This window comes from Azospirillum brasilense (assembly GCF_007827815.1).
Taxonomy (GTDB): Bacteria; Pseudomonadota; Alphaproteobacteria; order Azospirillales; family Azospirillaceae; genus Azospirillum; species Azospirillum brasilense_C.
Map to the genome: position 1 here is coordinate 289,527 of NZ_VITH01000004.1, position 13,284 is coordinate 302,810.

Consider the following 13,284-nt stretch of genomic DNA (forward strand, 5'->3'; position numbering starts at 1 on the left):
GGCGGCCCCGTGTCTCCTCCCGGAGATGCGGGGCCGCCCGGAGCCCCGCGACAAGCAAAAAAACTCTCTGAGGGAACCGGGCAAACGCCCGAGGCAAACATATGTCCGCTAATCTGGAGAAGACCTCGTTCCTGTTCGGCTCGAACGCCGAATATGTCGCGGAGTTGTACGCGCGCTTCCTGAAGGACCCCTCCTCGGTGGATTCGAGCTGGAACGGCTTCTTCAGGGAGCTGGACGACGACTCCCGCGCCGTCCTGAACGAGCTGAACGGCCCGTCCTGGAGCCTGGAGGAGGGCACGCTCGCCAACGGCGCGCTCGACCCCATCGCCGCCTCGCTGGACAGCATCGGCGCTCCGGCCGCGACCAACGGCAATGCCGGCCTCGTCGCCCACGCCCAGCAGGTCTATGGCGGCATCAGCCACCAGCAGCTGCGCGCCGCGACGCTCGACAGCATCCGCGCGCTGATGCTCATCCGCGTCTACCGCGTGCGCGGCCACATGAACGCGCATTTCGACCCGCTGGGTCTTGAGAAGCGCGAGCCGCACCCGGAACTCGATCCGGCGACCTACGGCTTCGGCCCGGGCGACATGGACCGCCCGATCTTCCTGAACTACTCGCTGGGCCTGGAGACGGCGTCGCTGCGCCAGATCCTGGAGATCCTGCAGAAGACCTACTGCGGGAACATCGGCGTCGAGTTCATGCACATCCAGGACCCCGAAGAGAAGGCCTGGATCCAGGAGCGCATCGAGGGCGGCCGCAACCACACCGAATTCACGGTGAACGGCAAGCGCGCCATCTACGAGCGCCTGATCGCCGCCGAGGGCTTCGAGAAGTTCCTGCAGCTCAAGTACACCGGCACCAAGCGCTTCGGCCTTGAGGGCGGCGAGTCGATGATCCCCGCGCTGGAGCAGATCCTGAAGCGCGGCGGCCAGCTCGGCCTCAAGGAGGTCGTCGTCGGCATGGCCCACCGCGGCCGGCTGAACATGCTGACCAACTTCATGGGCAAGCCCTTCGCCGCGGTCTTCTCGGAGTTCCAGGGCAACCCGTCCAGCCCGCAGGACGTGCAGGGCTCGGGCGACGTGAAGTACCATCTCGGCACCTCGTCGGACCGCGACTTCAACGGCAACATCGTCCACTTGTCGCTGACCGCCAACCCGTCCCACCTGGAATGGGTCAACCCGGTCGTTCTGGGCAAGGTGCGCGCCAAGCAGGCGCAGCGCAACGACCTGGAGCGCGAGCAGGTCATGGGCGTGCTGATCCACGGCGACGCCGCCTTCGCCGGCCAGGGCATCGTGGCCGAGACGCTGGGCCTGTCGGAGCTGCGCGGCTACCGCACCGGCGGCACCGTGCATTTCATCATCAACAATCAGATCGGCTTCACCACGAACCCGACCTATTCGCGGTCCGGCGTCTACTGCTCGGACATGGCGAAGATGGTCCAGGCGCCGATCTTCCACGTCAACGGCGACGACCCCGAGTCCGTCGTCCACATCAGCCGCATCGCCGCCGAGTTCCGCCAGAAGTTCAAGCGGGACGTGGTGATCGACATGGTCTGCTACCGCCGCCACGGCCACAACGAGGGCGACGAGCCGGGCTTCACCCAGCCGCTGATGTACAAGAAGATCCGCGCCCACGGCACCACGCGGGAGCTGTACGGCAAGCAGCTCGTCGAGGAGAACGTCCTCACCCAGGCCGAGTCCGATCAGATGATCCAGGACTTCATGAAGAAGCTGGAGGGTGAGTTCGAGGCCGCCAACTCCTTCAAGCCGAACAAGGCCGACTGGCTGGAAGGCAAGTGGTCGGGCCTGGAGGCCGCGAAGACCGACGACGAGCGCAAGGGCAACACTGGCGTGGCGATCGACGTGCTGCGCGAGGTCGGCAACAAGCTCTGCGAGTATCCGAAGGACTTCGCGATCAACTCGAAGATCGCCCGCCAGCTCGAGGCCAAGAAGAAGTCGCTGGAGACCGGCGAGGGCATCGACTGGGCGACGGCGGAAGCGCTGGCCTACGGCACGCTGCTGGTCGAGGGCAACGGCGTCCGCCTGTCGGGCCAGGACTCCGGCCGCGGCACCTTCTCGCACCGCCACGCGGTGATGTACGACCAGAACAACGAGAACAAGTACATCCCGCTGAACCACCTGCGCCCCGACCAGGGCCCGTTCGAGGTGCATGACAGCCCGCTGTCCGAGGCGGCCGTGGTCGGCTTCGAATACGGCTACTCGCTGGCCGAGCCGCACAGCCTGACCCTGTGGGAAGCGCAGTTCGGCGACTTCGCCAACACCGCCCAGACCATCATCGACCAGTTCCTCTCGTCGGGCGAGTCGAAGTGGCTGCGCATGTCCGGCCTCGTGCTCCTCCTGCCGCACGGCTACGAGGGCCAGGGTCCGGAGCACTCCTCGGCCCGTCCGGAGCGCTTCCTGCAGATGTCCGCCGAGGACAACTGGCAAATCTGCAACCTGACGACCCCGGCGAACCTGTTCCACGCCTTCCGCCGCCAGATGCGCCGGCCCTTCCGCAAGCCGCTGGTGCTGTTCACGCCGAAGTCGCTGCTGCGCCACAAGCTGTGCGTCTCCAGCCTGTCGGAGCTGGCCGAGGGCACGAACTTCCGCCGCGTGCTCGGCGAGACGGCGACCGACCTGCTGCCGAACGAGCAGATCCGCCGCATCGTGGTCTGCACCGGCAAGGTCTATTACGACCTGCTGCAGGAGCGCACCGCGCGCGGCATCAAGGACGTGGCGCTGGTCCGGCTGGAACAGCTCTACCCGTTCCCCCGCTCCGCCCTGACCGAGGAGTTCGCCCGCTACCCGAACGCCGAGGTGGTGTGGTGCCAGGAGGAGCCGGAGAACCAGGGCTACTGGGCCTTCGTCGACCGCCGTCTGGAAGGCGCCCTCACCTCGATTGAGCACAAGGCCTCGCGCCCCAGCTACGTCGGCCGTCCGGCCTCCGCGTCGCCGGCCACCGGCCTGCTCAAGCGTCACAACCAGGAGCAGGCGAAGCTTCTGGAAGACGCGCTCGTCATCCGCTGACTCGACGCCCAGGCGTAGAACAAGAAAGTACGAGAGGAACTTATGGCTACCGAAATCAAGGTCCCCACCCTGGGCGAGTCCGTCTCCGAGGCGACCGTTGCCCGCTGGCTGAAGAAGGTCGGCGACGCGGTCGCCGCCGACGAGGCGCTGGTCGAGCTGGAGACCGACAAGGTCACGCTTGAGGTGAACGCCCCGTCCGCCGGCACGCTGGCGGAGATCGTCGCCGCCGACGGCGCCAACGTCGGCGTCGGCGCCCTGCTGGGCGTGCTGGGCGAGGCCGGCGCCGCCGTGGCCGCCCCGGCCAAGGCCGCCGCTCCCGCCGCCGCGCCGGCTCCGGCCGCGGCCCCGGCCGCCGCTCCGGCCCCGGCGGGCAACGCCGCCCTGGCCGACGCCGGCCCGGCCGCCCGCAAGCTGGTCGCCGAGAAGGGCCTCGACGCCGCGCAGATCGCCGGCACGGGCAAGGACGGCCGCATCACCAAGGGCGACGTGATCGACCACGCCGCCAAGCCGGCCGCGGCCCCCGCCGCCGCTCCGGCCGCCGCGCCGCAGAAGTACCAGTGGACCGCCGGCACCGCGGGCGACCGCCCGCGCGCCGCGCAGGAGGAGCGGGTCCGCATGACCCGCCTGCGCCAGCGCATCGCCGAGCGTCTGAAGGAGGCCCAGAACAGCGCCGCCATGCTGACCACCTTCAACGAGGTGGACATGACCAACGTCATGGCGCTGCGCAACGAGTACAAGGACTTCTTCGAGAAGCGCCACAAGGTGCGTCTCGGCTTCATGTCCTTCTTCGTGAAGGCCGCCATCCAGGCGCTGAAGGAGATCCCGGCGGTCAACGCCGAGATCGACGGCACCGACCTCGTCTACAAGAACTACTACGACATCGGCGTCGCCGTCGGCACGCCGCAGGGTCTGGTGGTTCCGATCGTCCGCGACGCCGACAAGCTCGGCTTCGCCCAGATCGAGGGCAAGATCGGCGAGCTGGGCAAGAAGGGCCGCGACGGCAAGCTGTCGATGGACGAGCTGACCGGCGGCACCTTCACCATCTCCAACGGCGGCGTCTACGGCTCGCTGATGTCGACCCCGATCATCAACCCGCCGCAGTCGGCCATCCTGGGCATGCACAAGACCCAGGAGCGTCCGGTCGTCGTGAATGGGAAGATCGAGATCCGCCCGATGATGTATCTGGCCCTCTCCTACGACCACCGCATCATCGACGGCAAGGAGGCGGTGACCTTCCTCGTCCGCATCAAGGAGAACATCGAGGACCCGCGGCGCCTGCTGCTGGACGTCTGAGATTCCGACAAAGGGAATGCGGGAGGCGATGTCCTCCCGCAACCCGAGCGCCGGGGGCGAAAGCCACCGGAACCTAAAAAAAGGCGCCGCGAGGCGCCTTTTTCTTTGCCGACCGGATGCCCGCTTTCACAGGCCTCACACCAGCGCGGCGGCGATCCTCGCGGCGGTGTCTTCCGGCTTCATCACCCGCTCGGCGGGCAGGCGCAAGATCATGACGGTCCCGGCGCCGAGCGTGCTGTCGCAGGTCAGCGAGCCGCCGTGCAACTCCATGAAGTTCTTGGAGATCGACAGCCCCAGCCCGGTGCCCTCGAACTGGCGGCTGGCGGAGTTGTCGGCCTGCCGGAAGGGCTGGAACAGATGCTCCATGAACGCCTTCGGGATGCCGATCCCGGTGTCGGCCACCGACAGGGCCAGGGCACCGTCCTCCTCGACGCGGGCGGCCAGGGTGACGCTGCCGCCGTCGGGCGTGAACTTCACCGCGTTGGACAACAGGTTCAGCAGCACCTGCTTGAAGGCGCGGCGGTCGACCCAGATGGCGGGAAGGCCGCCGGTCACACCGTTGCGCAGGTCCACCCCGTTGTCGGCGGCGCGGTCGCGGACCATGGTCAGGCACTGGGCCACCGCCTCGCAGGGGTCGATCATCTCCTCGGACAGCTCATAGCGCCCAGCCTCGATCTTCGACATGTCGAGCACGGCGTTGACGATGTCCAGAAGATGCTTGCCGCTGTCATGGATGTCCTTGGCGCAGGACTTCTGGCGTTCGTTCAGCGCGCCGAAGAACTCGCTGTCGAGGATTTCCGAGAAGCCGATGATGGCGTTCAGCGGCGTGCGCAACTCGTGGCTCATGTTGGCCAGGAATTCGGACTTGGCGCGGTTGGCCATCTCCGCCTGGCTCTTGGAGGCGAGCAGCTCGGCCTCCTGCTGGCGGCGCTTGGTGACGTCGCGGATGACGCCGACGAAGACGCGCCGCGCCGCGCCGCCCGCGTCGCTCGGCCCGCCCTCCCCCTCCGGCCCGCCGAGCCGCAGCGCGCTGACCGCCAAGTTAATCGGAAAGGTGCCGCCGTCCCGCCGCAGCGCCAGGACCTCGCGGTCGTTGCCGATGATGCGCGAGCCGGTGTTGGGGCGGTAATCGGCCATCGAGCGGTCGTGGCTGGCGCGGAAACCCTCCGGCACCAGGATGTTGACGCTCTGCCCCACCACCTCCGCCTCGGCGTAGCCGAACATGCGCTCCGCCGCGGGGTTGAAGGTCTCGATGGTGCCGTGGGAATCGATGGTGACCACCGCGTCCACCATGGATTCCAGGATGCCGCGGATGCGGCGCGAGGCGCGCTCCAGACGGTTCTGGTCCTCCTCCCGCCGGGATTGCTGCCGCTCCACATACCAAGTCAGCAGGGCGATCACCATGGACATGGACAGGCCCATGGCGATCCACACCGCGCTGTCGCGTTTCCATTCGCCCAGCGCCTCGGCCTTCGGCAGGGTGGCGGCGACGGTGAAGGGATAGTCGGCGACGCGGCGGACGCTGGCGATGCTGGGGCGCCCGTCGGTGGGCAACACGCTGTCCAGCGTCGCCGCATCCCGCGTGCGCAGCGCGGCGTCGACGTCCGGCCAGTCGGCCAGCGTGGCGAGGCGCTGCCGGCCCTCGTCCCAGGGGCGGTGGATCAGCACCGTGCCGTCGGCCAGCGCCAGGGTGACCGTGCCCTCCAGCCCCAGCCGCAGCCCCTCGAAGCCGGCTCCCAGCCGCAGCGGGTTGATCATGGCGACCACCACCCCGGCGAAGCTCCCGTCCGGGTGGGACCAGCGGCGGCTCATCGGGATGACGTAGGTGCCGGGAAAAGCGATGCTGGCGATCGGCGCGCCGACGTGAAGCCCGCCGTCCGACGCGCCCTCGTCCCGGTGGACCGCGAAATAGGGCCGGTTGGTCAGGTCGAAGGCCGGCGGGCTGCTGTCGGCGGAGTGGTGCAGGACGCGGCCCTGCTCGTCCACCACGACCAGCCCGGAGACCGGGCCGATGGCGTCGCGCCGGTTGCGCAGAAGGGCGTTCACCGACGGCGCCGCCACGGTGCGGGCCTGCGGGTGGGTGTCGAGGACGGTGACCAGATCGGACAGCAGCAGGTCCACGCTGAACACCGTGCGGACGGCCTGCTCCTCCAGGATGCGGGCAAGGTTGCGGGTCGAACGCTCGGCTCCCTGCACCGCCTCGCTGTGGCGCTGCCAGACGCCGTAGCCGATCATCGCGTTGACCACGACGATGAAGGCCACGCCGGACGCCCGCATCAGGAAGCGCACCGACCCCAGCACCTCGAACAGCCGCTCTCCCATTCCGGTGGGGCCCATTCCAGAGGGCGGCAGGTTCGCGTCGCGAACCGGTTTGCGGCTGGCCATGGCTGTGAACAACTCTCCGCACGCCGTCCAAACGGGGCCTCTGGTGGACCGCCCGCGTGGCATTGCCCAACGCAAGACGGTACCGTCCCCGGCCACCGTCAATCTCGCGCGAAAACCATAATGGAAGTTTAACCTTAATGCATCAATGAAGCCGATTGTCCGGATGCGCGATTGCCGCTTTGCCTGACGCTCTCCGGGCGTTAAGACTTCGGGGGAATCGGCGACGGTTGCGCAAAGGAACGGGGACGATGGACAGCCAGAAAGACCGCAAGGCCGCGATCCTTGCCGCCACGCTGTCGTCGCTGTGGACCGACACCGAGCCCGCCGTGCGCGAGCGCGTGACGGCCATCGCGCTCGCCGAGGCCGAGGCGATCTCCGGCGTCTTCTACACGATCCTGCTGGACCGGCCGGACAGCAACAGCTTCCTCAGCCACACGCTGGTCCAGGAACGGCTGCGCCCGTCGCTGGCGCGCTGGATCGCCGCGCTCTTCACCGCCTCCACCGACGAGGCCATCGCGGCGGTTCTGGAGCAGAATTACCAGGTCGGGCTGATCCACGCCCGCATCAACATCCCGCTGACTCTGGTCAACGCCGGGATGCGGATCGTCAAGAAGGAGCTGTCCACCCGCCTGCTGGCCGCCGACCTCAGCCGCGCCCAGACCGCGTCCGCCATCCTGTTCGTCGGCGAACTGCTGGACACCGTGCTGGACAACATGCACGAGGCCTATCTGGGCGACCTGTTGGGCAACGTCCGCCACCAGCAATCGCTGAAGATGTTCATGAGCGGCCCCAACCTGGCGCTGGAGGGCGAGCGGCTGAAGTCGTCGCTGTTCGACTGGCTGCGCAACACGGTGGTGTCCTTCTACGCCCATGAGGACAGCAACCACGCCAGCCCGCCCGCCATCGAATCCTCCGATTTCGGCCTGTGGCTGAACCACAAGGCGGAGCTGACCTTCGGCCGGGTGACCGAGCTGGACCTCATCCGCGACCGCACCAACCGCATCAGCGCCAAGGTGTCCGCGGCCGTGGAGGGCGGCTGGATCACGCCCGCCTTCGTCAAGGAGCTGAACAACGACGTCACCGAGATCGCCTATATCCTCGGCACCATCATCGAGAAGGCGATGGAGATCGAAAGCGGGCGCGACCCGCTGACCCGCCTGCTGACGCGGCGCTTCATGCCGGCGATCTTCCAGCGCGAGGTCGCGATCAGCCTGCGCCACGGCAAACCCTTCGCCGTGCTGCTGATGGACGCCGACCATTTCAAGACGATCAACGACACGCTGGGCCATCAGGCGGGCGACTCCGTCCTCTCGGACATGGCGGAGCTGCTGCACACCCACGTCCGGGCCGGCGACTTCGTCTTCCGCTACGGCGGGGAGGAGTTCCTCATCCTGCTGACCGAGATGGATGAGGCGGCGCTGCGCGTGAAGGCCGACCAGCTGCGCCGGACGGTCGAGGAGCACCGGTTCCATGGCGCTGGGGGCGCCGGGAACGGGCTGCGGGTCACCGCCTCGATCGGGGCGGCGCTGCACGAGGGGCACCCGGACTACGAACACACCGTCCGCCGGGCCGACGCCGCGCTCTACGAGGCCAAGCGCCAGGGCCGCAACCGTGTGGTGATTGCCTGAAGGGTGATTGCCTGAGCAGAGATTGCCTGAGCGCACCTGCATCCCGGGATCGGGCGTTGCCCCGCGGGGACGCATCGGCTACCTAGAATTCTCCCCAGGGACCTTCCCCAGCCGAGACCCGCGAATTCCATGTCTGACGGACCGCTTTCGCTCTACCGGGCCCGCCGCGGCACCGGAACGCTGCGCCCCGACCCCGACCAGGAGCTGGCCGCCGAGAAGCTCCAGAGCCTCTACAAGGCGCTGAAGGGCTACAGCCCGCAGCCCGCCGAAAAGGCCGGCGGGGTGAAGGCCGGCTGGCTGGAGCGGTTCGGGCTGGGCCGCCCGCGCTCCGAACCGGTGGAGGCGCCGCAGGGCCTCTACATGTACGGCGGCGTCGGGCGCGGCAAGTCGATGCTGATGGACCTGTTCTTCGACACCGCCCCGGTGGAGAAGAAGCGCCGCGTCCATTTCCACGAATTCATGCTGGAGGTGCACGAGCGCATCCACCAGCACCGCCAGTCGGGCAAGAGCAAGGGCAAGGACGCCGACGACGCGTTGCCCGAACTGGCCCGCGCGCTGGCCGACGAGGCGTGGCTGCTCTGCTTCGACGAGTTCCACGTCACCAACGTCGTCGACGCGATGATTTTGGGCCGGCTGTTCACCAGCCTGTTCGACCTCGGCGTGGTGGTGGTCGCGACCTCCAACTGGCCGCCGGACATGCTCTACAAGGACGGCCTGCAGCGCGAGCTGTTCCTGCCCTTCATCGCCCTGCTCAAGGAAAAGCTCGACGTCCTGGCGCTGGAGGGGCCGACCGACTACCGGTTGGACCGGCTCCAGGGCAAGCCCGTCTATTTCTGGCCGCTCGGCCCGGAGAGCGACGCCAGGATCCGCCAGACCTTCGCGACGCTGACCGACGGCGCCCGGGGCGAACCGACCCATCTGTCGGTCCAGGGCCGGAAGGTGGAGATCGCCTGCGCCGCCAAATGCGTCGCCCTGGTGGATTTCTGGAGCCTGTGCGGCAAGCCGCTGGGGGCGGCCGACTACATCGCCATCGCCACGCACTTCCACACCGTGCTGATCCACGGCGTGCCGACGATGAAGGACGAGCTGCGCAACGAGGCCAAGCGCTTCATGACGCTGATCGACGCGCTCTACGAGCACAAGGTCAACCTCGTGGTCGCCGCCGAAGGCCCGCCGGAACGGCTGTACCCCGAGGGCACCCACGCCTTCGAATTCGAGCGCACGGTCAGCCGCCTGATGGAGATGCAGTCCGAGGACTACCTGCGCCAGCAGCACCTGACCTGAAGGGCCGGGGCGCCGCGCCTCCGCCCGTGTTACCACGGCGATGCCGCCCTACTCCCGTTTCGCGCCGCAGATAAAGGGGCGCCCGACGTTGTATTGCTGAACGTCGGTCCAACGGCGAGGGAGAGGGCGAAGCATGCCTTGGCGGTCCCGGTGCGGTGCACTGACGCTGGCGCTTGTTCTGACAGCACCGATCCAGCCCGCCCCCGCCGCCGGGGCGGGCAGCGTCGACTGCTGGCTGCTCGACGGCGACGCGCTGACCCAGGCGCGCAACAGCGGCTGGTGCAAGGATGCCTTTTCCCGGAACTCCCAGACAGGGGCGGCGCCCGCGGTCACGGTCACCGCGGCGCCCCTGCCCGCCCACAAGCCCGAGCCGCCTCCGAAGAAGCGGGTCGTCACCGTCCAACGCAAGGCGAAGGCCCAGCCCGATTCCCAGGCGGCCGCCATCGTCCGCCCCGCCGGCCGCGGCAACGCGGTCGCCGAGGCGGATTTCGGCACCCAGTTCAAACGCGACTGGAACGCCCTGATGAAGAAGCTCTTCGAGCCCTGAGAACCCGCCGCATCAGGTGCGGGCCTCGTCCAGCCACTTGCGCACCGCGGGCGGCTCGTAGGCGGCGAAGGCGTCCAGGATGCCCGGCGCGGTGTCCCGGACGATCAGCATCTCGCGATGCTTGGGCTGCATGAAGCGCTCCCCCGCCACATGGTCGAGGAAGCCGGCCAGCCCGTCGTAGAAGCCGGCGGCGTTGAGCAGGCCGCAAGGCTTGTCGTGGCGGCCGAGCTGCGCCCAGGTCCACACCTCGAACAGCTCCTCCAGCGTGCCGATGCCGCCGGGCAGCGCGATGAAGCCGTCCGACAGTTCGGCCATCAGCGCCTTGCGCTCGTGCATGGTGGCGACGATCCGCAGTTCCTGAAGGCCCTGGTGGCCGACTTCCTTGTCCATCAGGAATTGCGGGATGATGCCGGTGACGGTGCCGCCGGCCGCCAGGACCGAGTCGGCGATCCGCCCCATCAGGCCGGTCCGCCCGCCGCCGTAGACGAGGCCGATGCCACGTTCCGCCATCTGGCGGCCAAGCTGCTCCGCGGCCTCGCCATAGGCCGGGTTGGTGCCGGGGTTGGACCCGGCATAGACGCAAATCCGCATGTCGTTCCTCTGTTCGCGCCGTCTCTCGGACGCGCGTCGCAATAGGTGGCTTACCGGACGCGGGTGGCCGTGAAGCGCTGGCCGGGGTTCACGAACTCGTCCTGCGCCGCGATCAGCTGCAGCTCCCGCGTGCCCATCCGGCGGGTGGTCTGGAAGATGGCGTAGATCGCCGCCGCCGCCCGCTCCAGCGCGTCGGCGGGGTCGAAGGCCTTCAGGTAATGGGCCAGGAACAGGGCGGCCACCGCGTCGCCCGACCCGTTGGGCGACGGGTCCAGCGGCAGGCGCGGGGTGGAGACCAGCCACGCGCCGTCCCGGTCGTCGGCCAGCATCTCGATGTGGCCGGGGTCGGCGTCCTTGCGGGTCAGGCTGGTCACCAGGACCAGCCGCGGCCCGCGCTCCCGCAGGGCGGCGGTGGCGGCCAGCGCGTCGTCCAGCGTCTCCACCGTCCGGCCGGTCAGATACTCCAGCTCGAACTGGTTGGGGGTCATCAGGTCGGCGGCGGGGACGGCGTGGTCGCGGATGAACTCCGGCAGGCCGGGGCGCACGAAGAAGCCGCGCCCGACGTCGCCCATCACCGGGTCGCAGGCGTAGACGGCGCGCGGGTTGGCCGCCTTCAGCCGGGCCGCCGTCTCGACGATCACCCGGCCCAGCCCGACGTCGCCCATGTAGCCGGAGAGCAGCGCGTCGCAGGTCGGCAGGACGCCGCGGGCGGCGACGCCGTCCATCAGGTCGGCCACATGCTCCGCCGTGAAGACCTGCCCGGTCCATTCGCCGTAACCGGTGTGGTTGGAGAACTGCACCGTGTTCACCGCGATGGCGTCGCAGCCCAGCCGCTGCAGCGGGAACACCGCGGCCCGGTTGCCGACATAGCCGTAAGCGACGTGGGACTGGATCGAAATGACGGTCTTCATGGGCGGACGATCCGAAAGGTTGGGCGCGCATCCTAAACCCTCCGCGCCACACGCTGGGGATGTTTCCATGCAGACCAGCCCTACGCACCGCATGGACAGCGCGCGCTCCGGCGGCTAATCCTGCGGCAACGACACAAGATCGCCTGAGGGAATGCCATGGCCGCCACCGCCCGCCCGCGCCGCAGCGTGCTCTACATGCCCGGCTCCAACGCCCGCGCCCTGGAGAAGGGGCGCAGCCTGCCCGCCGACGGGCTGATCCTCGACCTGGAGGACGCCGTCGCCCCCGACGCCAAGGCGGAGGCCCGCGCCACCATCAAGGCGTCCATCGCCGCCGGCGGCTATGGCGGGCGGGAGCTGGTGGTCCGCACCAACGGGCTGAACACGCCCTGGGGCTACGACGACCTCGTGATGGCGGCCTCCAGCGGAGCCGACGCGGTGCTGCTGCCGAAGGTGGAGAGCCCCGACATGGTCCGTCAGGCCGAGACGGTGCTGCGCGCCAACGGCTCGCCCGACGGACAGACCATCTGGTGCATGATGGAGACGCCGCTCGGCATGCTCAACGCCAGGGAGATCGCCGGGGCCAGCCCGAAGCTGGGCGGGCTGGTGATGGGCACCTCCGACCTCGCCAAGGACCTGCACGCCGCGCACACGCGCGACCGTTTGCCGATGCTGACCAGCCTGGGCCTCTGCCTGCTGGCGGCGCGGGCCTACGGCCTCGCCATCCTGGACGGGGTGCATCTTGACCTGAACGACGACGCGGGCTTCGCCGGGTCCTGCGTCCAGGGGCGGGAGCTTGGCTTCGACGGCAAGACGCTGATCCATCCCAAGACCATCGCCGCTTGCAACGCTGCCTTCGCCCCGAGCGAGGACGAGGTCGCCCAGGCCCACCGAATCATCCAGGCCCACACCGAGGCCGTCGCGCAAGGCAAGGGCGTGGTGCTGGTGGACGGGCGGCTGGTCGAGAACCTGCATGTCGAAAACGCCCGGCGCCTCGTCGCGATGGCCGAGGCGATCCGGGCGCTGGAGGCGGCGGGCTAACGCCCGCCGCTCCGGCTTCGCGGCACTGGATCAGGAATCGCGACGTGCCTGGGCGTCCTTCACGAACTGCGAGACGCGCCCGATCTCCCGCGGATCGGTCTCGACCGTCCGGCGCCCGCTGGGGATTGGGCGCATGCCCTTGCGCGGGGTGCGTCCGGGCGACGGATGCTGGGGCTCCGCCTCCTTCTTGCGCTTCAGGGCGTCCTTAAGGTTGGCCTGGACGATCTCACGCCGCCGCTCGGCGCGGAACCGCTCCAGCCGCCCGTTCACCCGCTTCAGGGCCCGCGCGTAGACCTGCTTCTTGGCGGACAGGCCACGTTCGCTGGCGTCGGCCGATTGCTGGCCGGCGCCGCTGGCCTTGCCCCGCCGTCCACGGCGGCGCGAGGCGATGATGTCGCGCGCCCGGTCACGCTCCCCACGCAACCAGCGGGCGAGTGTCAAGGTCTCGTCCCGTTCCAGGGACTCCAGCTCCGGGTAATGGCTGCGGCGGACCTGTTCGAATTCCTTCTCGGACAACAGCCGTCGTTCGGCCGTGAGTTCGACTCCCATCGTTGAACCTTTCTGCTTTGTGGTCCCGCTTC

10 protein-coding genes are annotated in these 13,284 nt (G+C 68.8%); 6 read left to right on the top strand and 4 right to left on the bottom strand.

Annotated features, from left to right (window positions below):
* Positions 1-101 precede the first annotated feature (101 nt).
* Both FBZ83_RS10380 and odhB read left to right on the top strand, forming a co-directional pair.
* The gene (locus tag FBZ83_RS10380) at positions 102-3,026 is read left to right on the top strand and encodes a 2-oxoglutarate dehydrogenase E1 component (protein ID WP_145682368.1); all 2,925 of its coding nucleotides are present in this window, start codon (positions 102-104) and stop codon (positions 3,024-3,026) included.
* A gap of 42 nt (positions 3,027-3,068) precedes the next feature.
* On the top strand, positions 3,069-4,319 hold the full coding sequence (odhB, locus tag FBZ83_RS10385; RefSeq protein WP_145677335.1) for a 2-oxoglutarate dehydrogenase complex dihydrolipoyllysine-residue succinyltransferase: 1,251 nt from the start codon (positions 3,069-3,071) through the stop codon (positions 4,317-4,319).
* A gap of 135 nt (positions 4,320-4,454) precedes the next feature.
* Here the strand turns inward: odhB and FBZ83_RS10390 are convergent, their stop codons facing one another.
* Positions 4,455-6,704: an ATP-binding protein gene (locus FBZ83_RS10390; RefSeq protein ID WP_145682369.1), complete on the bottom strand. Its 2,250-nt coding sequence runs from the start codon at positions 6,702-6,704 to the stop codon at positions 4,455-4,457.
* 248 nt (positions 6,705-6,952) lie between these two features.
* On the opposite strand from FBZ83_RS10390, the gene FBZ83_RS10395 reads away from it, so the two are divergent.
* From FBZ83_RS10395 to FBZ83_RS10405, 3 genes are all read left to right on the top strand, one after another.
* Positions 6,953-8,332, top strand: a complete 1,380-nt coding sequence (locus FBZ83_RS10395; RefSeq protein ID WP_145682370.1) for a diguanylate cyclase — start codon at positions 6,953-6,955, stop codon at positions 8,330-8,332.
* Between the two features lie 129 nt (positions 8,333-8,461).
* On the top strand, positions 8,462-9,616 hold the full coding sequence (zapE, locus tag FBZ83_RS10400; RefSeq protein WP_145682371.1) for a cell division protein ZapE: 1,155 nt from the start codon (positions 8,462-8,464) through the stop codon (positions 9,614-9,616).
* 133 nt (positions 9,617-9,749) lie between these two features.
* Entirely contained in the window at positions 9,750-10,163 is a 414-nt protein-coding gene (locus FBZ83_RS10405; protein ID WP_145682372.1) for a hypothetical protein, read from the top strand.
* Positions 10,164-10,175: 12 nt separating this feature from the next.
* Here FBZ83_RS10405 and FBZ83_RS10410 read toward each other — a convergent pair whose 3' ends face one another.
* Complete coding sequence (locus FBZ83_RS10410) at positions 10,176-10,754, bottom strand: TIGR00730 family Rossman fold protein (RefSeq protein WP_145677325.1); 579 nt, start codon at positions 10,752-10,754, stop codon at positions 10,176-10,178.
* 50 nt (positions 10,755-10,804) lie between these two features.
* Positions 10,805-11,665 carry a pyridoxal kinase PdxY gene (gene pdxY, locus FBZ83_RS10415; protein ID WP_145682373.1) on the bottom strand — a complete coding sequence of 287 codons (861 nt, stop codon included), beginning with the start codon at positions 11,663-11,665 and terminating at the stop codon, positions 10,805-10,807.
* A 156-nt stretch (positions 11,666-11,821) separates the two neighbouring features.
* Between pdxY and FBZ83_RS10420 the strand changes: the two genes are divergently transcribed.
* Positions 11,822-12,703 (top strand): HpcH/HpaI aldolase/citrate lyase family protein, encoded by an 882-nt coding sequence (locus FBZ83_RS10420; RefSeq protein WP_145682374.1) that lies wholly within the window; start codon positions 11,822-11,824, stop codon positions 12,701-12,703.
* Between the two features lie 30 nt (positions 12,704-12,733).
* Here FBZ83_RS10420 and FBZ83_RS10425 read toward each other — a convergent pair whose 3' ends face one another.
* Positions 12,734-13,252, bottom strand: coding sequence for a hypothetical protein (locus FBZ83_RS10425; RefSeq protein WP_145682375.1), 519 nt, complete (start codon positions 13,250-13,252; stop codon positions 12,734-12,736).
* Between the last annotated feature and the right edge of the window lie 32 nt (positions 13,253-13,284).